At 50.9% G+C, this 21497-nt stretch carries 18 protein-coding genes and 1 riboswitch; of the genes, 10 read left to right on the top strand and 8 right to left on the bottom strand.

Going from position 1 to position 21497, the window contains the following annotated elements:
* Positions 1 to 255: 255 nt before the first annotated feature.
* The 3 genes from CVU71_06355 to CVU71_06345 are packed head-to-tail and all read right to left on the bottom strand — an operon-like array spanning position 256 to position 5830.
* Positions 256 to 3360: a CusA/CzcA family heavy metal efflux RND transporter gene (locus tag CVU71_06355; GenBank protein PKN19982.1), complete on the bottom strand. Its 3105-nt coding sequence runs from the start codon at positions 3358 to 3360 to the stop codon at positions 256 to 258.
* Complete coding sequence (locus tag CVU71_06350) at positions 3360 to 4604, bottom strand: efflux RND transporter periplasmic adaptor subunit (protein ID PKN19981.1); 1245 nt, start codon at positions 4602 to 4604, stop codon at positions 3360 to 3362. Before CVU71_06350 ends, CVU71_06355 begins: the two co-directional genes overlap by 1 nt.
* Positions 4601 to 5830 carry a hypothetical protein gene (locus tag CVU71_06345; GenBank protein PKN19980.1) on the bottom strand — a complete coding sequence of 410 codons (1230 nt, stop codon included), beginning with the start codon at positions 5828 to 5830 and terminating at the stop codon, positions 4601 to 4603. The genes CVU71_06350 and CVU71_06345 overlap by 4 nt, the downstream gene beginning before the upstream one ends.
* Positions 5831 to 5863: 33 nt before the next feature.
* Between CVU71_06345 and CVU71_06340 the strand changes: the two genes are divergently transcribed.
* Positions 5864 to 6292 carry a hypothetical protein gene (locus CVU71_06340; GenBank protein PKN19979.1) on the top strand — a complete coding sequence of 143 codons (429 nt, stop codon included), beginning with the start codon at positions 5864 to 5866 and terminating at the stop codon, positions 6290 to 6292.
* 165 nt (positions 6293 to 6457) lie between these two features.
* Here CVU71_06340 and thiE read toward each other — a convergent pair whose 3' ends face one another.
* The 4 genes from thiE to CVU71_06320 form a co-directional block, all read right to left on the bottom strand.
* A complete protein-coding gene (gene thiE, locus CVU71_06335; protein ID PKN19978.1) occupies positions 6458 to 7090 on the bottom strand; it encodes a thiamine phosphate synthase in 633 nt (210 codons plus the stop codon).
* Positions 7091 to 7092: 2 nt separating this feature from the next.
* Entirely contained in the window at positions 7093 to 7896 is an 804-nt protein-coding gene (locus tag CVU71_06330) for a hydroxyethylthiazole kinase (GenBank protein PKN19977.1), read from the bottom strand.
* A gap of 63 nt (positions 7897 to 7959) precedes the next feature.
* Positions 7960 to 8060: riboswitch (TPP riboswitch) on the bottom strand.
* 171 nt (positions 8061 to 8231) lie between these two features.
* A complete protein-coding gene (locus CVU71_06325; GenBank protein PKN19976.1) occupies positions 8232 to 8471 on the bottom strand; it encodes a hypothetical protein in 240 nt (79 codons plus the stop codon).
* 41 nt (positions 8472 to 8512) lie between these two features.
* Entirely contained in the window at positions 8513 to 11422 is a 2910-nt protein-coding gene (locus CVU71_06320; GenBank protein PKN19975.1) for a restriction endonuclease subunit M, read from the bottom strand.
* 132 nt (positions 11423 to 11554) lie between these two features.
* Here CVU71_06320 and CVU71_06315 point away from each other — a divergent pair, with 132 nt between their 5' ends.
* The 9 genes from CVU71_06315 to CVU71_06275 all read left to right on the top strand — a co-directional run bounded on the left by CVU71_06315 (position 11555) and on the right by CVU71_06275 (position 20880).
* Entirely contained in the window at positions 11555 to 12484 is a 930-nt protein-coding gene (locus tag CVU71_06315; GenBank protein ID PKN19974.1) for a carbohydrate kinase, read from the top strand.
* 171 nt (positions 12485 to 12655) lie between these two features.
* A complete protein-coding gene (locus CVU71_06310; protein ID PKN19973.1) occupies positions 12656 to 13738 on the top strand; it encodes a hypothetical protein in 1083 nt (360 codons plus the stop codon).
* 15 nt (positions 13739 to 13753) lie between these two features.
* A complete protein-coding gene (locus CVU71_06305; protein ID PKN19972.1) occupies positions 13754 to 14356 on the top strand; it encodes a TetR family transcriptional regulator in 603 nt (200 codons plus the stop codon).
* A gap of 135 nt (positions 14357 to 14491) precedes the next feature.
* Positions 14492 to 16726: a molybdopterin dinucleotide-binding protein gene (locus CVU71_06300; protein ID PKN19971.1), complete on the top strand. Its 2235-nt coding sequence runs from the start codon at positions 14492 to 14494 to the stop codon at positions 16724 to 16726.
* A 501-nt stretch (positions 16727 to 17227) separates the two neighbouring features.
* A complete protein-coding gene (locus CVU71_06295; GenBank protein ID PKN19970.1) occupies positions 17228 to 18031 on the top strand; it encodes an enoyl-CoA hydratase in 804 nt (267 codons plus the stop codon).
* A 34-nt stretch (positions 18032 to 18065) separates the two neighbouring features.
* A complete protein-coding gene (locus CVU71_06290) occupies positions 18066 to 18857 on the top strand; it encodes a thioesterase family protein (GenBank protein ID PKN19969.1) in 792 nt (263 codons plus the stop codon).
* A gap of 111 nt (positions 18858 to 18968) precedes the next feature.
* Complete coding sequence (locus CVU71_06285) at positions 18969 to 19541, top strand: flavodoxin family protein (GenBank protein ID PKN19968.1); 573 nt, start codon at positions 18969 to 18971, stop codon at positions 19539 to 19541.
* A gap of 102 nt (positions 19542 to 19643) precedes the next feature.
* On the top strand, positions 19644 to 20243 hold the full coding sequence (locus CVU71_06280) for a hypothetical protein (GenBank protein PKN19967.1): 600 nt from the start codon (positions 19644 to 19646) through the stop codon (positions 20241 to 20243).
* Positions 20224 to 20880: a hypothetical protein gene (locus CVU71_06275; GenBank protein ID PKN19966.1), complete on the top strand. Its 657-nt coding sequence runs from the start codon at positions 20224 to 20226 to the stop codon at positions 20878 to 20880. The genes CVU71_06280 and CVU71_06275 overlap by 20 nt, the downstream gene beginning before the upstream one ends.
* Positions 20881 to 20893: 13 nt before the next feature.
* On the opposite strand, the gene CVU71_06270 is transcribed toward CVU71_06275, so the two are convergent.
* Complete coding sequence (locus CVU71_06270; GenBank protein ID PKN19965.1) at positions 20894 to 21307, bottom strand: hypothetical protein; 414 nt, start codon at positions 21305 to 21307, stop codon at positions 20894 to 20896.
* Positions 21308 to 21497 lie beyond the last annotated feature (190 nt).

Raw genomic sequence — 21497 nt, 5'->3', positions numbered from 1 at the left:
CCTCAGCGACAGGCAGACCGACGCATAATAGTAATAAAACCAGAAGCCAAAAATATTATTGTTTGCGTTAATCTGTCTGTTCATTGAAAAAAACCTTGTCCTTGTTGATTACCGGGCTATATAAATGAGATATTCCGGCTTGTCAAGAATTTTTTATTTTATTGCCCGCAAGCCGATGCGGCTGAATCTCATCGTTCCCTCTTTGCTCTCATGCGCCTCATGGATGACCGGCATGTAAAATATTCACCGCACGATTCACATTTCTTCTTCAACTTTTCTTTTTTCGAACCAACCATAAACAGATGGAATAATTAGTAATGTAAGCAGCGTTGAGGTTATCAATCCCCCGACAACAACGGTGGCCAGCGGTCTTTGAATTTCAGACCCCATGCCGGAGGCCAGCAGCATCGGCACCAGACTGAAAATGGCTATCGATGCCGTCATCAACACCGGCCGCAGCCGATCCAGACTGCCCTTCCGGATGGCTTCCGGCAAACCGAGCCCCTCATCGCGCAGTTGCGCAATGCGCGAAACCAGCACAAGACCGTTTAAAACGGCAACGCCGAACAAGACGATAAACCCCACTGACGCCGGGACGGACAAATATTGTCCGGATATAAAGAGAGCAAAGACGCCGCCGATCAGGGCAAAGGGCAGATTGGAAATAACCAGAAGCGACAAGCGGATCGATCTGAACGTGACATACAAGAGAAGCAGAATCAATCCAATGGCAACAGGCCCGATGATCATCAGTTTATTCATGGCTCTTTGCTGGTTTTCAAATTGCCCGCCCCAGGTCAGATAATAACCGGCAGGCAACTTGACTTTTTCTTTTATCTTTCGTTTTGCCTCTGCAACAAAACTGCCGATATCCCGGTCGCTGACATTCATCTCGATGCCGATTCTTCTGATCCCGTCCTGGCGGCTGATCTGAACCGGACCTTCAATCGTTTTTACATCGGCCAGCTGTTCGAGTGGAATGTTCATTCCCGACTTGGTGGTCACTAATATGTTTTTGATTGCTTCGGGCGAATTTCTTTTTTCTTCCGGCAGACGAACCGTTATATCAAAGCTGCGGTTCTCCTCATAATATTTGGAGGCAGATTTTCCGGCAACGGCTATTTCAATGACATTCTGGACATCGCTGATGCTGAGCCCGTACCGCGCCGTTTTTGCCCGGTCGATGCTGACCGTCAGATAGGGCTGACCCGATATTTTTTCCGTAACCAGATCAGTCCCTCCTTTGACGGTGGAAAGGACACGCGCAATTTCAGCCGATTTATTGTTCAGCACGTCAATATCTTCGCCAAACAGTTTAACGATCAGCTGCGCGCGCGTTCCGGCCATCAGCTCATCAATCCGGCACTGGATCGGCTGGCTGAAGCCAAAACTGATCCCCGCTATGGAATCCAATGATCTTCGCATTTCATTGGTCAATTCTTCTTTTGAAATGTTTCGTTTCCAGTCGCTTTTAGGCTTGAATACACCAACATACCCGGTTTTATCCGTGCCCCGTGTATCCAGAGCCACACCGGTTTGACCCGTTCGCGATACCACCACATCCAGTTCGTCAAACTGCATCAGCTTTTGAGCGGCGCGCTGATTGAGTTCCATGGCTGTGGCCAGTGAAACGCCGGGCAGCGTGGCGACATCCATGTCAAATGAACCTTCATCCATCGTCGGAATAAATTCCGTTCCCAGTCGGGTAAACAGAAACAAAGAAATCACAAGGAAAATCCCGGCAAGGCTTAAGACAACTTTTTTCTTGTTCATGGCATATTCCAGAAGCGGCAAATAAGCTTTCCTGGCATACCTCATGATGATGCTTTCTTGATGCAACTGCGGTTTCAGAAACAGGAAACAGAGAACCGGAACAATGACAATAGATAGCAGCAGTGATGCAAAGAGCGCTATGGCAACGGTAACAGCCAGCGGCCCGAACATCTTTCCTTCAATTCCCCCCAACGAAAGAATCGGAATGAAAGTGAGCGCTATGATCAATTCTCCAAAAATACTGGGTTTTCTCACTTCCATCACCGCCTGGAGCACCGTCAATGCTTTGGGATGCCTGTCCCCGGCATCACTTAAATGACGCTGGACGTTTTCGACCTGGATGATCGTCGTATCAATGATCATGCCGATGGAAATAGCGAGCCCGCCCAGAGACATCAAATTGGCGCTGAGGCCGGCAAGCTTCATTACAATAAATGTAACGAGCAGCGATAACGGCAAGGTGACCAGAACGACGAAACTTCCCCGGAAACTGTTTAGCAGGAAATACAGCACAATCAGAACAAGAATGGCGCCTTCGATGAGTGCCTTGTTAACCGTTCCGATGCTGGCATTCACAATATCACTTCTGTCGTAATAGGGGACAATCCTGATGCCGTCCGGGAGCATGTTGTTCTCATTTATTTCCCTTACCTTCTCCGCCACCCGGAGGACCACGTCGCGGCTGTTCTCGCCTCTGAGCATCATGACGATGCCGCCGACGGCTTCATCTTTACCGTTCTTCATCGCCGCACCCATCCGAACGGCTTCGCCGATTTTTACCCGAGCGACATCTCTGACGAAAGTCGGTGTTCCTTTATGTAATTTCAGCACAATATTTTCAATATCGCTGACATTCCGGATCAATCCGACGCCGCGAACGATATACTGATCCGTGTTTCGTTCAAGAATATTGCCGCCCACATTTTGATTATTGCTGCCGATGGCGGAATAAACATCGTCAACCGTTATTCCATAATTCACCAGTTTCTCCGGCGATACAATAACCTGATACTGCTTGAAGTAACCACCGTAGGAATTAATTTCATTGACGCCGGCGACACTTTTCAGCTGCGGGGTAATCACCCACTCCTGAAGTGTTCTCAAATTGGTCAGATAAGATATTTTTTGCACTGGATCTTTCGGCATTATCCCTTCGAGGGTGTATTGATAGATTTCACCCATGGCCGTGCCGATGGGCCCCATGGCCACCTCCACGCCTTTAGGAACCTTCTCTCTCGCCTCCGCCAATCGCTCGAAGACCAGCTGCCGCGCAAAATAAATATCAACATTATCCTTGAAGACAATGGTTACAATGGACAGCCCGAATTTTGTGACCGACCGCATTTGTTCAATGCCCGGCAAACCACGCATGGCCATCTCAATCGGGTATGTGACATTTCTCTCAATCTCTATGGCCGATAGTCCGTCGGCGTGGCTGACAACGTCCACCTGAATGTTGGTGACATCCGGAAACGCGTCAATCGGCAATTTGAAATAGGAATACAGGCCTGCCGCAATGATCAAAAACGAAAGGAAGATAACCATCCCTTTTTGCTTCAACGTATAGGCGATAATTTTTCCCAGCATCAGTGCGCATCCCCCTCGAGTTCACCTTTTTTGAGCTCCGATTTCAGAATAAAGGCGCCCCTGACCGCGAAGAACTCGCCTTCCTTAAGTCCTGCCGTCACCTCCAGATTTTTTCCGAGTGTCCTGCCGACCTCGATATCTCTTCTGGCAAACTTGTCGGGGGCGACCCGGACGAAAACGTAGCGCGCCGCGCCTTCAATCTGCACGGCCTCTTCCGGGACGGCGATTAACCGCTCACCCTTGACGTTTTTTGTTTCAATCAGGACGGACGCAAACATGCCGGGCTTAAGCAGCCCGCTTGCATTGTCGATCGTGACCCTCGCCTTTTCGGTTCTGGTCTTTTCATCCACAACGTCGGCAACGTAGGATATTTTTCCTTTGAATACCTTATCCGGAAATGCTGTGACCGATACCTTCACGCCTGTGCCGACCCTGAGCCTGGATGCATCCTTTTCATAGACATCGATCACCACCCAGAGCGTCGTGAGATCCGCCACCAGAAAGAGCGTCTTGTCGGGATTAACCACCTCGCCCTGAGTTACTGCTTTTTCTATCACGATCCCGCCGACCGGTGATGCAACCGGCACAAGGGGATGGCTGCTGTTAGCTTTACTTGAGGCAAACTGAGTCACATCAACGCCAACCAGACGGAAACGCTCCTTGGCATAATTGACATCCGCCTCCGTCTCATTGAGTTCCTGTCTTGCCTTCAATACGTCTTTCTCCGGGGATATCTTTTTTTGAAACAGAGTTTCCTCCCTCTGGAGGTTCCTCCGCGCCAGCTCCACTTTGCCCTGCGCTTTCCGATAGTCGGCCCAAATCTGATCGAGTTCCACGCTGTCGAGATAAGCAAGCGCCTGTCCGGCTTTCACCCTGTCACCTTGTGAGACAATTATTTTAACAGCCTTTCCCGTTACCCGCGGACTGATTCTGGCGGCTCTGTCCATGTTCATTTCGATCACAGCCGTCGCCGAGAGAGGAACTGCCGCTTCTTCCAGGGATACCTGCATGACTTCTATTCCTGAAGACATCTGCATTTCCTGAGACAGCGTAACCATGCCGTGCGCTTCTTTTTCAGCGCTTTCATTATGGCCGGATTCCTTCGCTTCCCTGACCACTGCCGTTTTTGCTTTTTCCTGCGCGTCATTTTTTCCGCATCCCGCGGTCATCATGGCCATTCCCGGAAGAAGGAAGGCGGCAATCAGCAAACCCTGCTTCACTATATCTCCAAATGGTTTTATCATTTCAGCGCTCCTCCTGTGGTCTTTTCAATTGCGTTCACCGCCAGCTGTGTCCGGGTCTGCGCTTCAATATAGGCGAACTGCGCCTCAATGGTATCCTTTTGCGCCAGCCGCACTTCAAAGAAGCCAACCTTCCCTTCCTTAAACGCCAGATTCAGGAGGTTCAGGTTCTCGGCCGCTTTCACAATAATCTCCTTTTTGAAAAGCGTCAGCTCCTCAACAGCCGCGGCAAGATCGCTGTATGCCTGCTCGACTTCGCGTTCTATTGTTCTTTTTTGTCCATCGACCTTTATCTTCGCTCCTTCCGCTTTGGCATAGGCCTCTTTTTTCTCCGCCTGCTTCCTGTCGAAGAGGGGAAACGGAATGGATATCTCCAGCCCGACGGCATTTCTCAGCTCGTCGCGGTCGTAAAATCCGGAGAGCGTTACATTCGGGATAACGTCCTTTTCCGCCAGTTTAAGCGCTGCCCTGGCTTTCTCCACTTCAAAGATGCCTGCCCTGGCGTCGGGCCGCAAGGCACGGGCTCTCTCTTTCAGGACTGCCCGATCAGGCAACGCCGGCACATCCGAAGGCAAATCGCCCTGGATGGAAAATGACCCGTCCGGCGATATGCCGAGCAATCCCTGTAAGGCCAAAAGTGCTTCCCGGTATTCTCTCCCGTTTAAAAGAAGTTCTCTCCTGGCCCTGCTCAATTCAACCTCCGCCAGATTCACATCAAGGCCGGAGACATCGCCCGCCTGAAACTTGATCCTGGTGTACCCCAGCAATTCTTCTTTCAGTTGAACAATCTCCCGGGCCAGCCCGTTTTTCTTTTTTAACGCCAGCACTCTGGCAAAGGAATCCTTTACTTCCGAAATCAAAACCCGCTCTTTATCTTTGATTCCGGCTTTGACGCGGGCCAGCTCCGTTTCCGTCATATGAATCCGTGTGCCCCTTTGCCCCGCGATTTCAAATTCCTGAGAGAGTTTGAAGCCATAATTGGTGTAGGCACTGCCGTTTTCCCCCTCCGGTCTGTCTTTTTTCGAGATACTGCCCCCGAGGGTCGGGTTATTGTTTAAAAGCAGCCGCGCTTTTGCCAGCCGGCCATTGGCGGAACCTTCTTCGAGCCTCAGGGCCTGGAGATCGGGATGATGAGCAAGGGCATGCCGGACCGCCTCTTCGACCGTCATCGAATAAGCCGGGGCGGCAAAAATAATTATGAAAGACATCGTCATCATAAAACGTCGCATTGATTCACCTCATATTAAGAAATCTGGTATCAGATGCAGGTATTTCAGCGGGATTACGGCAGTATTCCGGCTGAAACGGCTCTACAGAGAAATGGTTTATACGAAGAGGTTCTGAGGCGGTTTATCGATGGAATAATGGAGTTCGGATATCACCGGCGTTATGCAGGGGTTATAATATTGCGCTGTGATGACAGGTGGATTGACGGAAGAAACTTCTGTGCCCATGAGCACATTGGCACAGATCGAACAGATGGATTGATGACCCTGCTCACCGGCAGTATTGGATTGCGTCTCGCCTTTTCCGGAATAGCGAACATCCGTGTGAGAGGCTTTCATGTGAGAGATAGTTGTTTCACCGCGAAAAGGGGCATTACCTGCACAATCGGTGTATACCATACTGTCGAGCATAGGTGTGCAAAGGTAAAAGAGAAGAATGGCATAGGTCAGGTAATTTTTGAGTGATCTGAAACACATGGTTTTTTCTATCACTATCACCCCCCACCGTCAAGTCTCCATAATTTGCAACAATCATTTTTGTGCACGGGATGACTACGCGGGACGGGTGGCAGCATCCGCGGGAAACGGTTTTAATAGGTTCCCCGCCTGAATCGCCATTGCCGGATTCGGCTATTTTCTCTCTTTTAAAGCAGAATCAATTCTGTTTTTGAGATTGATCGTTGCCGCAACCGGATCAGAAGCCGAACAGATGGCCGACACGACAGCCAGGCAATCGGCGCCTGCCGCGACAACATCCCGGGCATTGGTTTCATTAATGCCGCCGATAGCCACCAGAGGATGACGGCTGAAGGACTTGATTTTCTTCAACCCCTCCAGGCCCCAGGGCTCTTTCGTATCCGTTTTGGTCGGCGTGTCAAACACGGGGCTTACACCGATATAAGCGACGGCCAGCGATTCCGCGGCTTCAACATCCGCCCACGTTTCCACCGACAAGCCGATGATCGCCTTTTCCCCCAGCAACCGGCGCGCCATGGCATAGGGCATGTCTTCCTGACCGATATGAATGCCTTCCGCACCTACCGCCAGCGCCACGTCAATACGGTCGTTGATGATCAGCGGCACCTGACGGGGGGCAAGCAATTTTTTTACGGCGAGGGCTTCTTCGACAAAATCGCGGGTTGACATTTCCTTTTCGCGCAGCTGAACATAAGCTGCGCCGCCCTGTATGGCCTGCAAGACAATATCCTGCAGGGGTCTGTTGCGGCACAGGCCGCGGTCGGTCACCAGATAAACACCTCGCACGACTATTCCTCCATTTTTAAATGCCGGCTGATGTCGTTTTCCGACAGGGCATATAGAATATCCAGAAAATGCATTTGCAGCGATCCGGGACCAGCTGATTTTGCTGCGGCCATTTCTCCGGCAATGCCCATAACCGCCATGGCTTTAGCCGCTGCCGTGAGCGGATCTTTTTCCACGGCGGCAAAAGCGCCGCAAATGGCGGTAGCCGTGCAGCCCAGGCCGGTCACTTTGGTCATCATCGGATGGCCGTTGGCAACTTTCACCGTCCGGTTTCCGGAAACGATATAATCCACGGCGCCGCTGATGCAAACAACACATTGGCGTTCTTCACTGATCTGTTGCGCGGCATGGAGCGCCTCATCAGAGGCGGCCGTGCTGTCCACACCCTTGGTTTTCAGATGGTCATCCATAAGCGCCATAACTTCAGAGGCATTGCCCCGGATAATCGTCGGCTGATTGGCGCTGATCAGTTCGCGGATGGTCCGGGTCCGATAAGGGGTTGCCCCGGCGCCGACCGGATCGATAACCACAGGCACGCCTTTGGAACGGGCGGAAGCCATGGCCTTGAACATTCCCCTTACCCAGGGGGCGCTGATGGTGCCGATATTGATGACCAGCGCGGAAGCGATTGCCGCCATGTCCTCCACTTCTTCTTCGGCATGAATCATCACCGGCGACGCGCCGATAGCCAGAAGCGCGTTGGCCGTATTGTTCATCACCACATAATTGGTAATGTTGTGGATCAGGGGGCTCTTCGCCCGGATGTCTTCAACTGATTGAAATATTTCCGCCGCCGTTATCTTCATTCCTGCTTCTCCTGTTTTTGATTTCAAAATAAAAACCCCTTCGCCATAAGAGAGAAAGGGGTTAAAATGAAATCTCTATTCTCCCTACGCCGGCATTACCCAGATCAGGTTCAACGGGTATGATCTCAGACAAGGCCGATGCCCTGACACCCCGAATGTTTTTTGCTTACCAGTCTCCCTCATATTTGTCAATCAGTTCAAGAAACCAACATCATTCCGATCTCCGATTCTGAGAATGAGAATGTCATTGTCCATCAGGGGTGAACGGAGGCAGTTGAGCCGGGGCATACCCATCGCTCAGAATGCCCTGCAACTGTGGCTCTATGCTCGCTGCACTACAGCCGAAAACTCGCCTTCGGCTCAAACAGTTCGGCTGCTTGACGCTTCGCTTCGCCAAGAGCCACAACATTTCGGGCATATTCGCGCAGGGTATGCCCCGGCTCAACTGCGATGGTTTCTGATTTTACAAGAGATAATTCCGGCATATCGGGATTGGGAATTGTCCCAGAAGCGAAGGTAAGCGGGGCTTCCGGGATCAGTTCATCCATGGCATGTTGAGAGAAATTGCTGAACAAGGGGACTTGCCACCCTTCAGTGGTGGTTGCAATTCCTTGTTCTATGTTGATTGCCCCTCAACGATTTTGATTTCGTCTTCTGTCAGTTCATAGAGTTCATAAACCAGTTTGTCGATCTGCTTATCGGTCGCGTCGATCTGGCGCTGGATCAGGGTTTGCTCTTGGCCGATTCTGGCTTCTGCTAATTGCTTATTCGACGTAAGCATCTGCTCGACGAGTTCAACCATGCGGTCATGCATTTTCTTATCAGTGGTATCTCCGATATCAATCTCACGGATTGGTAATTTTTTTAAATCCCCAACAGATAGACGCGGGAAACTCTTTGCAACCATCTTATTGGAAACGTAAGGATATAGAAAGGATATCAGCCTTGAGTTAAGAATGCCAAGTAGATACATCATTGAAAATTGTGTATTTGAAGACGGGTTAACGTTTAGTATTGTCTTATAATTACAATACGTTTCTTCCGCGTAACAAGCTTGTATTTTGTGCTTATCTTGTCCAGATATTTCGCGTATCAGAATTCGTGGACCTGTGAGCCAGTCCATTGTTCTATAATCATGCAGCCATGAACCATACTTTATCCATTCGCCCCTTTCCCTGATTATTATGTATCTAGAAACATCTTTTCCTGCTAATTCAGGCAAATATTCTTCGCTTAGTTTTTTAGACGCATGAAAAACACGATTTTTTATCTGTTCTTGTGTATGCTTTGAACTATTGTAGGCTTGGCAACCTAATGAAGCACGTGCAACTTGATCAAGTCGAGGATGACTATTCAGTAGCTTATTTATCAAAACACCTGCTTTCCCAACTATTCTGGTTTCAAAAATATAACCGTTGCAATTTTTCCATGATAATTGCGATGAAAGCAAAGTCTCAGCACTTTTTAATTCTTCAGCTGTCGCTAATTTTGAAATTATTTTTATCTGAACTTTATGATCTTTTTCGGCGTCATATTTTTCTAAAAAGATCAGGGCGGTATGAACATCCGCAGACTTAAAAACCAAATAGTCGAATATTATAATTTCAAATATTGATGTGTGATCAAGTATATATTTCCTCAACCTATCCGTATATTGCAAAGTCAGCCATGTGTTAGGCACGATAAACCCTAATTTACCATCTTTTCTGATTAGATCTATTCCACGCTGAATAAACAAATGAAAAAGATCAATCTTATATTGTGAGACATTATAACGTTTAAAATAATCTATCAGAGAATTGTTAGAGTTATCATTACCCGTGATAACATAAGGCGGATTCCCGATTACTGCGTCAAACCCGCCTACTTTGAAAATCTCGGGAAACTCTGCCTGCCAGTCGAACACGTTGATGCGCTGGGCTTCTTCCGGGTCCAACAGGTTCATCTGTTTGCCGTCATAAAAATCCGGGCCGATCAGCGAATTGCCGCACTTGATGTTGCCGCCCAGATTGGGCAGCGCCCGCTCGTGAAAAAGCTTGCGCTGTGAATTGAGCGTCTCGCCGGTTTCGTCTTCGAGCACTTTGAGCAGAAGAGAGAGCTTGGTGACTTCGACGGCTTGGCTGTCGATATCCACGCCGTAAATGTTGTTGAGCAGAATCCGTTTGCGCTCGGCGGTGGTCAGATGCCACGCGCCGCCCTGTCCGGAATACAGGGCCGGTCTTTTTGCCTTTGTGTGTTTTTCCGGGCCGTCCGCCACATACCACTTCAAATGCCAGTCGAGCAGATGCTGGTAAGCCCCCAGCAAAAACGACCCCGAACCGCAGGCCGGATCAAGAATCCGCAGACTCTCCGCCTTCTTCGGGGTCTTCCCATCGAGGAGTTTTCCGACGGTGTTTTGAACGATATACTCGACAATGTAAGTGGGCGTGTAAAAGACGCCGCCCGCTTTTTTGACTTCGGGCTTGTCTTCCACTACGGCTCGGTGATCGCTCGTCAGACGGATGACCTTCCCCAGGAACTGCTCATAGACCTGCCCCAGAATATCGGCGGGCAGGACGGCAAACTCGTAGGGTGAATCGGGATAATAAAGCGTCTTGAGAATGTCCTTGAGCGGCTTGTCGTCGATGATGAGATTAGGCGTCAGTTTATCAGGCAGTTCCGTCTGATCCTTTTCCTGGCGGAAATGGAAGAGGCCGGAGTTGTATCGGTCGTCGGCTTTTTCAAAAAGTTCCTGCAAGCGGCCATAGATATTGCTGCCGTTGCAGATGCCTCTGAGCGCCCCATAGTCTTCAATGCCCCGGTCTTCGGCAATGCGCAAAAAGATAATCCGGTCAATGACGCGCTGGACAGAATCGTTAAGTTCGCGAACGGAAAGGCTGTTGCGAAGGGCAATATTTCGGGCGAGTGCCTCACGCCAGCTTTCTATCTCCGCCAGAAAGGCACTGTCCACTTCGGCGGTGCCGCGTTTGACTTTGCTGGATTCGGCGTATTTGTCGAACGATCCTTTCAGGATGGCATCCTTGGAAAAGACAGCCGCTATTTCATCCCATTTTTCAGCATATTGCTGATACGTATAGTATTTGATGCGAGCTTTGTCGGATTTGTCGGCCTGATCCGGTTTGATCCGGCAGTCGTAAACGGCAAATTCATCAAAGTCCGTAACGATGGAAAGCGGCAGCTTGCCCGACCAGGCATAGCGTCTGACCTGAAAAGCTGGCGCCGGAGTATCTTTAATGTTGATGGAGGGCTGCTTGGCCTCGACAAAAAACTTGCGCTGTCCGCCGATGCGGAAGGAATAATCAGGCGCTTTGGTGACGCCGCTGACTTTCACCACATCTTCGTGAATAACATCTTTGTACGCTTCGGCATGGCCGGAAGTATTGTTGACATCCCAGCCCAAAGCTTCAAAAAAGGGGTCAATAAATTCCCGGCGCACCTGCGTTTCGTTGTAGGCGCTGGATTTGTAAACGTCCTGATTTCGCTCGAAGCGTTCAATCAGATCAAGAATAATTTGCGGAGCGGGCATCGGTATTATCCTTATTTTTCAGCAGAATGATTTTGAGAACTTTTTGCGAGGTCATTAATATAGCTAATTGAAATACTTATCAATATTTTTTTACCCATCTTTTTATCTTTATTTTCACATTTCCTCTCTTACATGGTATTTAAACTCTGCAAAAGAAAGGATAACGCCGTGCATCAATCACCCCACGTCTTTGGCATCGGCCAGTGTTCACTCGATTATATCGGTCAGATACCCGCCTATCCGCCGCCGGATGTGAAGTGCGAATTTTCCAATCTGGTTGAACAATGCGGGGGACCTGTCGCCACGGCGCTTGTCGCGCTCAGGCGCTGGGGTATGGATTGCCACATGGCCGGTGTTGCAGGCGACGACAACTTCGGCGCACAAATCACGGCATCGCTCGCCAGGGAAGGCATCGACACGAACGGCCTGCGTATTCGCAAAAATCACTCCTCCCAATTCGCGTTTATCGCCAGCGAACCGTCCACCGCACGCCGGACGATTTTCTGGCAGAGGCCCACCGGACCTCCTCTTGAACCGGGAGAACTGGACATCAACCTTCTTTTAAAAAGCAGCGCTTTGCACATCGACGGATTGTTTCCCGAAGCTTCCCTTTTCGCCTGCGCAAAGGCAAAGAAGGCGGGTATTCCCGTGATTATCGATGCGGGAACGCTGCGCGACGGGATGCTGGATATTGCCAGACAAAGCGACTGCTTTGTCACATCGGAAACATTTTCCAATGCCTTTTCTGAAACGCCGGAAGAAACCTGCCGGAAGCTTGCGGCCCTGGGCATCGGCTTTACGGGTGTCACGCTGGGCGCGAAAGGATACATCGCCCTGGTTGACGGGTGTTTCATCCGCAAAGAGGCATATCCAGTAACGGCGGTTGACACCACCGGCTGCGGCGATGTCTTTCACGCGGGCCTCACCTACGGCATCATACAGGGGTGGAGCGCCGAAAAATCATTGGATCTGGGCGCGTGGGCGGCAAGCCTGGTCAGCGCGCAAACAGGTGGACAAAGCGGCATTCCCCATCAGCACACGCTGCATGCAAAATATCCATGATCAATGGCAGGCGCTTGTCCTGAGACTAAACTTTTGAAATTATTTAATTTATAACTATGCTTCCTGTGCGGATTTTCAGTCAGCAACCTGTTCCGTTATAAAAATTCCTTGACTTGTAGACGACTGGTCTATTATGATGCTCGCCAAGTCAAAAAGCAAAGGAGAAGAATCATGGATATTTACGAACGATTAAGAGAAATTCTGGATTCAAATCCTTCAACCGCGCCCAAAGCCAAATCAATAGATGAAATACTGCGCATCCTTTTCACCCCGGAAGAAGCGGCTCTTGCCGTCAAGATGAGCTTTAAACCCAAAAGCTTGTCCACCATAGCAAAAGCGGCCGGTCTTTCGGAAAGCGAAGCAAAACAACATCTGGAATCCATGGCCGACAAAGGCATTATTCAGTCCCGGAATAAAGCGGGAGAGACATTCTATGCTTTAGTTCCGACGATCCCCGGTGTATTTGAATTTCCCTTTATGAAAGGCGGCGGAACACCGATGCACAAACGCCTGGGTGAGCTCTGGGAGGAATATCACCACGAGGCGCTGGGAAGCTCCTTTGCCGGCAATCCTACGCCGCTGATGCGGGTCGTCGCCGTTGAGAAGTCGATCCCGGCGCAAGACCGTGTCCATCCCTACGAAGAAGTCAAAAATTTCATTAATGATGCAAACTATATCGCGGTAACCAACTGCGCGTGCCGGGTCAGTGTGGGCAAATGTGACAAGCCCAAAGAAATGTGTCTCATTTTCGGTGAAATGGGCGAATTTCTTGTGGAGAGAGGGTTTGCCCGTCAGATCAGCAAGGAAGAAGGAATGAAGGTTCTAAATACAGCAGAGGAAGCGGGGCTGGTTCATACCAGCAACAACAGCGCCGACCACGCCAACCTGATCTGCAACTGCTGCCCCTGCTGCTGTACGGTTCTGCGGGGAAGAACACAGTTAAAGCATGCTCACGCCTTTGAACCCAGCCGTTTTGAAGCGCACGTTAAAAGTGAAAATTGCATCGGCTGCTCGATTTGTGCCGATGAGCGCTGTCCGATGAAGGCGATCGAAATGAAGGATGATGTTGCCCTGGTTCATCCGGAAGAATGTATCGGCTGCGGCCTGTGCGTGACGGGATGCCCGGTTGATGCGATTGAATTGCTGGAAAGAAAACAACTGCCTCCCATTCCTGCGACGATCAAGGAAATGGGGGCTCAAGTCCTTCTGGAAAAAGGAAGGCTGGAAGCTTTTATGAAGGTCATGCAAAGTTGACAAGGAGAGTTAGTTATGGCACGAACCAATACCCGCGAAGAAATTGTCCGCAAGGGGGCTGAGCTGATTCACGCGCAGGGCTTCAATGCCACCGGCCTTCAGCAGATTCTTCAGGCGGCGGGCATTCCCAAGGGCTCATTTTATTTTTATTTCAAAAGCAAAGAAGATTTCGGTCTGGCGATTATTGATTATTTCAACGCGATCATCAGCGAAATCTTCACCCACTATTTGAGCGACGGGAAAATACCACCCCTGAAACGGCTGGAAAAATTATTCGGCTTCTTCGAAGCCTCCTTTCAAAAAAGCGGCAATGCCCTGGGCTGCCCGATCGGAAACCTGTCGCTCGAGCTTGCCGACACCAATGAACGGCTGCGCGTACATCTGGCGGGCGTCATCGAAACGCTCATCGCGCAACTGGAATCATGCCTTGCGGAAGCCAAACGCGACAAATCAGTCCCGGCTGATCTGAATGCGGCGGATACCGCACGTTTCATATTCCAGGGTTTTGAAGGGGCTGTCATGCATATGAAGGTTGTAAAAAACATCGAACCTTTTCAGGGATTCCGAAACTATTTACTCGGATATTTAAAAAATTTAAAACCGGAAGAAAAGATATGACCGGGTTTCTACAGGTGTTGACCGAAGAACAAACGTGATTTGCACGGCATTATTCACCCCCCGCGTCTTTCCGCCCCGCGTGATTGATGACGCATATTAAACACCCGGCAAGACTGCCGGAGAAAAGGAGCTGTGATGGGAACCATTCATAAAACCGGCTGTGTCCTGTGCGCGCAAAACTGTGGTCTGGAAGTTGAGGTGGAAAATAACCGTATTGTCAAAGTAAAACCGGACAAAGCCAATGGCAAAAGCGAAGGCTATTTCTGCCGCAAGGGCATGAACATAGCCTACCACCAGCACAATGCCGACCGCCTGAAATATCCGCTGAAAAAAGTGGGAGATAAATTTGAACGCATTTCCTGGGATCAGGCCATAGGTGAGATCGCGGCCAAGCTGAAAAGCATTATCGATGAACACGGCCCGCGCTCGTTCGCCTATATGGGCGGCGGCGGACAGGGCTGCCACTTCGAGGTTCCCTTTGGCGTTCGCCTGATGCGGGGCTTAGGCTCTCAGTATCAATACAGCGCTCTGGCCCAGGAATTTTCCGGCGCCTTCTGGGTGATCGGACGCACGCACGGCAAGCAGTATCTTCACGACCAGCCGGACGTGAACAACACCGACCTTCTTCTGGTATTCGGCTGGAACGGCATGCAGAGCCATCAGATCCCTCAGGCCCCCCGCCAGCTTCAGCGTCTGTCCAAAGACAAAGATAAAATGCTGATCGTCGTCGATCCGCGGCTTTCCGAAACGGCAAAGATTGCCGACATTCATTTGCGCATCCGTCCCGGCACGGACGCGCTGCTGCTCAAAGCGATGATTTCCATCATCCTTGCTGAAGGCTGGGAGAAAAAGGATTACCTGGCTTCCCACACATCGGGCTTTGATCAGGTCCAATCCTTTTTTGAAAATTTCGACGCCCGCGCCGCCATTAAAACCTGTGAACTGGATTTCGACCAGGTCCGCGAAGTCGCCAGACTTTTCGCCACGCGCAAATCATCCTTCCGCTATGATCTTGGCCTTTTCATGGGGCGGCACAGCGGGTTGAATTCTTACCTCATCGTGATTCTGATGGCGATCTGCGGCAGGCTTTGTGTTCCCGGCGGCAATGTCATCAACGGCCATATGATGCCCATCGGCCCCAGCACGGATGAAAGAGACCCGAAAACATGGCGCACGGTGGCAACAAATTCCTTCCCGGTTTGCGGTGTGTTCCCGCCCAATGTCATGCCGGAAGAAATTCTCTCGGATCATCCCGATCGCCTGCGGGCGGTTTTCGTGACCGGATTGAACCCCCTGCGCTCTTACGCGGACACGACAGCCTATGAAAAAGCATTCCAGAAGCTGGATTTGCTGGTCACGGCGGAAATTGCCATGACGGAGACGGCCGCTTTATCCCATTACGTGCTGCCGTCGCGCACCGGCTACGAATCGTGGGACGGCACCTTCTTCCCCATGACCTATCCCGGCGTCTATTTCCAGATGCGCCGGCCGATTGTCGAACCGGAGGGAGAACCGAAAGAACAGGGTGAAATCGATCTGCTCCTGGCAGATTCGCTGGGGCTGATTCCGCCGATTCCGGAGAGCCTCTATCAGGCAGCCAATGATGGCCGCCCGGCCTTTGCCAAGGCTTTAATGGAGTATGCCATGACGGAGCCCAAAGCGCTCAAGGCTATGCCGTTTATTCTGGGGAAAACCCTGGGTAAAGCACTGGGTTCCGTGCATCTGGCGGCTCTCTGGGGCATGCTGCAGGCGGCTCCCAAATCCCTTTATAAAAACGCTGTCCGGGCCGGCTTTACATCCGGACCCGCCCTGGGTGAAGAGCTTTTCCAGCAGATCCTCGATCATCCCGAAGGCATCTGGGTGGGCCGGATCGATCCGGAAAATAATTTTGCGGAAATAAAAACCGCAGACGGCAAAATCAATCTGCTCATTCCCGAACTGCTCGATGAACTGAAAACGATCGAAGCGGCAAAAGAAGAGGCGGCGCTCAAGCTGCCTGCCGAATATCCGCTCATTCTCATGGCGGGGCGTCATATCTCCACCAACGCCAACACGCTGATGCGCGATCCCGCCTGGAACGAAGGCAAACGCACCTGTACACTGGCGATGCATCCCGATGATGCGGCCGCTTTGAATTTCAAGGATAGTCAGCAGGTGCGGATAACGACGGAGGCGGGCAATGAAGAAATCGAACTGGAAATCACCGACACCGCGCGCAAGGGCCATGTCGTCATCCCGCATGGCTTTGGCCTGGTTTACAACGGCGTCAAGTATGGCGCCAATGTGAACCGCCTGACCAAAAACACGCACCGCGACCAGTTCGGCACACCGATTCACCGGTATGTGCCCTGTCGAGTGGAGGCGGTGTAGGAATGAAAAATCAACGCCGAATCACATGTGATTCGTGCACTCTCGCCACCTCGCGTGACCTCGTGTGACCTCCAGGTCATCAGGTCATCAGGTGGTATGTGCCATGTAGAGTAGAGGCGGTCTGATGCCTCGTGATGTTACGACTCAGGCAACAGGATATTTGAAAAGGGTCATTCCTGCAGAGAAACTGTGTTTTAATTGTAACAATTGTCATTCCGAATCCCGATGCGTCGGGATGAGGAATCTTAAGATCCCTCTCAATACCCGGGACACGGATTTCTCGCTTCGCTTCGATCGGAAGTGCATCCAGAAAGGGGAGCACATTAGCAAGATATCATTTCCGCACCGAGAATCTGAGCTCGCAGGGCGATGATTCCAATGACATAAAAATGAATGACGACGCAGTCTCGAAATGGTGTGAGGTCACCGTCGAGTCAGGCATGGCATTCTTGATCGTGAATAATTACTGATATAATAATAATACCGGATAAAGGAGAAAGCATGAGTGACCTTGTAAAAATTACCATCGAAAACCACATCGCGGATGTCCGTTTCAACCGGCCCGATAAATTCAACGCATTGAGCTTTGATCTGATCGATGCCATGGCCGCCGCCATCGACCGTCTGGCCAAAGAACCCGGTGTCCGCGTGGTCGTCATCTCCGGTGAAGGCAAGAGCTTCTGCGCCGGACTGGATATCGAAAATTTCGCGGCGCTGCAATCCGGAGAAAACAAGTTTCCCAATCTGACGGAAAGATACCGGGACAAAATATCCAACATCTATCAGTATATCGGATACGGCTGGAAAGAGCTGCCCGTACCGGTCATCGCGGCCATTCACGGGGTAGCTTTGGGCGGCGGCTTTCAGATTGCCATGGGCGCCGATATTCGCTTCTGCACACCAGACACTAAATTCTCCATCATGGAAATGCGCTGGGGACTGATCCCGGATATGAGCGTCACGCAGACCATCCGCGATATCGTCGCAATTGACGTGGCCAAGGAACTGATCTTTACGAACAAATTCATTCTGGGTGAAGAGGCGCTCCGTTTGAAGCTGGTGACGCATCTGGCGGAAAAACCTTATGAAGACGCCATGGTTCTGGCTAAAGAAATCGCCTCCAAGAATCCCGACGCCATCCGCGCGGCGAAAAAACTCATCAACGACGTCTGGCATGGCGACTCCGCCCGCGGGCTCATGATGGAATCGGAACTGATGATGACGCTGATGGGCAGCCCCAACCAGCTGGAGGCGGTCACCGCACAGTTTACCAAGCGTCCGCCCAATTTCAAAGACCCCGTTTAGCAGTGGCGCTGCTAGCGGAGGACGGGAAAAAGACATGAATCTTTTCGACAAGGACATACGCATCGACGATCTGGGAAACTCACGTTTCAGCGGAGTCATCTCCGATAACTGGTCGGTGAACGGCAATCCCAACGGGGGGTATCTCATGGCGATGATCGCAAACGCGATGACGCGGATGAGCGACAAACAAGAGAGCCCCATACTAACCGCCAATTATCTATCCCGTTGCATCCCGGGAAACGCGGAAATTCACATTTCGGAAATGGCCCGTTCCCGGCAGTTCACCCGTTTTGAGGGGCGTCTCTTCCAGGACGGAGAGGAAAAGGTCCGAGCGCTGGGCACCTTCGCTGCGCAAAATGACGACTGCACCGTGCAGCGATATGAGGCAGGCGCGCCCGAGCTTGCCCCTGTTGAAAATTGTGTTCCGGTGCCTCTCATGCCGAACTATACACTTTTTCAAAATCTCGACCTCCGGCTTGACCCGGCCTGTGCCGGCTGGATGACGGGGGGAAAGTTGGCCGATATATCGCAGAGCAAGGGTTACTTCAGCTTTCATGACGGACGCCCCGTGGATCTCCTCTCGCTGTTTCTGATCATCGATGCCATGCCGCCCGCCGTCATGGCCACACAGGGTGTAACGGCATGGGTTCCGACCATCGAGCTATCCGTCAACATCAGAAACCTTCCCGCAAGCAAACGGCTCAAATGCAGCCTGCGCACCCGCTTCATCACCTGCGGGCTTTTGGAAGCCGACGGCGAAGTATGGGATGAAGAAGGCAATCTGGCGGCAATCTCGCGCCAGATCGCCCAGTTCAAAAAGAAATAGGGATGGATTAAACACGCGCACCCCAACCGGTCCGTCCTGTTCACCACTGTGTTCCGCGCCGGGTGGAAACGGTGTAACAAAATAATTTATTCAGAAAAAGGAGAAAACATCATGAAAGTTGTCGGATTTGTCGGAAGCCCCAGAAAGAAAGGCAATACAACCACCATCGTTAATGAGATTCTGCGCGGCGCGTCTGATGCCGGTGCGGAAACAAAAATCTTCGATCTCAATGAGCTTGCGATCCGGGGATGTCAGGCCTGCTACAAGTGCCAGACGCCGGAAGGCAAATGCGTTCAGAAAGACGGCATGGCCCCGCTCTATGATGAAATCTTCAGCGCCGACGCCGTGGTAATCGGAACGCCGGTCTTCATGTTCCAGATAACCGGTCAGACCAAGATTTTCATCGACCGGCTTTTTGCCCTGTTGTATCTCAAAGACGGCCAGCCGGGCGCGTTTCGTAACAAAATAAAAGGGAAGAAGGCCATCACCGTTTATTCGCAGGCACAGCCGGATACCGGCCTGTTTGCTTCCTCCTTCGATCTGAATGAAGGCGTTCTTGGATTCCTGGGCTTCAAGGTTGAGGGGCGCATAGCCGCCGGCGGAATGGGAAGCCCGGATTCGGCACAGAGCAATACGGACGTGATGAGCAAGGCTTATGCGGCTGGGTCCGGGTTAGCAAAGTAAAAAATCGCAACGGTAACAATTGTCATTCCGAATCCCGCTGCGTCGGGATGAGGAATCTTAAGATCCCTCTCAATACCCGGGACACGGATTTCTCGCTTTGCAATGACACGAAAATGGAATGCTCCAAAGCTCTCTAAAAATGAGGTGATCATGAAAGTTTTAATTTTGAACGGAAATCCGGCGGGCGGCAAAGGCAACATGGACTCTTATATCGAGCGCCTGATGGAACAGATAAAATCCGCAGGACACGAAGCCCAAGTCATTGTTCTTCGGAATTTGAAAATCGCTCCCTGCAACGGCTGCTTCAACTGCTGGGTCAAAACCCCCGGCACATGCAGCATTCATGACGATGCAGGGGATGTTTCCAGACAGTATATTGCGGCGGACCACGTCATTCTTGCCTCGCCGCTCATAATCGGGTTTCCGAGCTCTCTTTTGAAAAACACCATGGACAGGAACATTCCCATCATCCATCCCCACCTTGAGGAAGTGAACGGAGAGGTTCATCACAAGAAGCGTTATGATCGTTACCCGGTCATTTCGTATCTTCTGGAGAAAGAGGCCTGCACGGATGATGAAGACATTGCCATTGCGATGGATATTTTCCGGAGACAGGCCGTGAACGTCAGAGCATCCCTCGGTTTTGTCCATTTCACCGAATCACCCGTTGAGGAGGTCACCCATGCAATTACTGTTCATTAATGGTTCCCCGCGGGGAACAAAAAGCAATACCGGTCTGCTGATGGATTATTTCATCCGCGGATTTCTGGAAACGGCAGGCAACACCTGCGAGGTGGAATATCTGGTCAAACACCGGAAGAACCTGACCCCCCTGACGGAAAAATTCAGTCAGGCTCAAAACGTCATCATCGGATTCCCGCTCTATGTCGACGCGGTGCCGGGAAGCGTCAAGGCCTTTCTGGAAGCGCTGGCGCCCCTCGCGGGCCAGAAGGACCTTCCCACCCTGGGCTTCGTCATTCAGTGCGGCTTTCCCGAAACAGTCCACAACCGCTTTGCGGCCAGATACTGCGAAAAGGTTTCCCGCAGACTCGGGTGCCGCACCCTGGGATGCATTTTGAAGGGCGGCTGCGAAGGCCTGGCAATTCAGCCGCCTTTCCTCACCGATAAATACTTTGCGTTATTCTCCATGCTCGGACAGCATTTCGGGAAGACGGGAGTTATCGATGAAACCCTGCTTGCCAAACTGGCCCGGCCTGAACACTTGAGTGCCGAGAACCTGGCCCAGGTCATCCCTTTCATCAACCAGGCCTTATGGGACACCCAGATGGAAAAAAACGGTGTACTGGACCGGAGCTTCGATCGACCGCTCATGCCCTGACGGTTTGGCATTGTCAGAAGTTACACATGCCTTTGCCGCCATCATGCAATGAAGCTCGTTTAAAATTTTCAACATTGCTTTGTTTTTCTGGGGTAAGGGTTTCGTAATATTGCTTATACAGGCGCGCATGCTTGCGCTCAAAATCTATTAGGTTTTGCCTCAAATAATTCGGTGCATCTGCATCCAGGCATGCCTCACTGGCGAGCTTCAGATATATTCCACCGACCACATCAGGATATTCATCGGCAAGCTTGTCTGCAAGATTGATATAAATGAATCCGTCATATAATTGATCAAATTTTTTCGGATGAATTATTTTTATAAACGACTCGAATGACCTTGGGAAGCCGGCCAAATACAGTTTTTTGAGTTCACTCGAATTTGGGTTATCAAATATTAATCGTATTAAAGCAGTCACAAGTTTCATGTCATCATTACTTCTAACGACGAAGGTTACGGAGCGCCTGGTTTATCCGGTCTTGATTTTTATATCACCTTCCCGGCAACGGTAAAATGATGCCGGAAATACGTGTTGGTATGGTATGCTCGTCTCCATGGCTTTTTTAAATATCGGGAAATTCCCTATTATTCCCTGGCAAAGGTTGCGGACGAACAGG

The organism is Deltaproteobacteria bacterium HGW-Deltaproteobacteria-6 (assembly GCA_002840435.1).
Lineage (GTDB): Bacteria > Desulfobacterota > Syntrophia > Syntrophales > Smithellaceae > UBA8904.
Note: the sequence above shows the minus strand (reverse complement) of the source record. Positions and strands in the feature narration are given on the sequence as shown.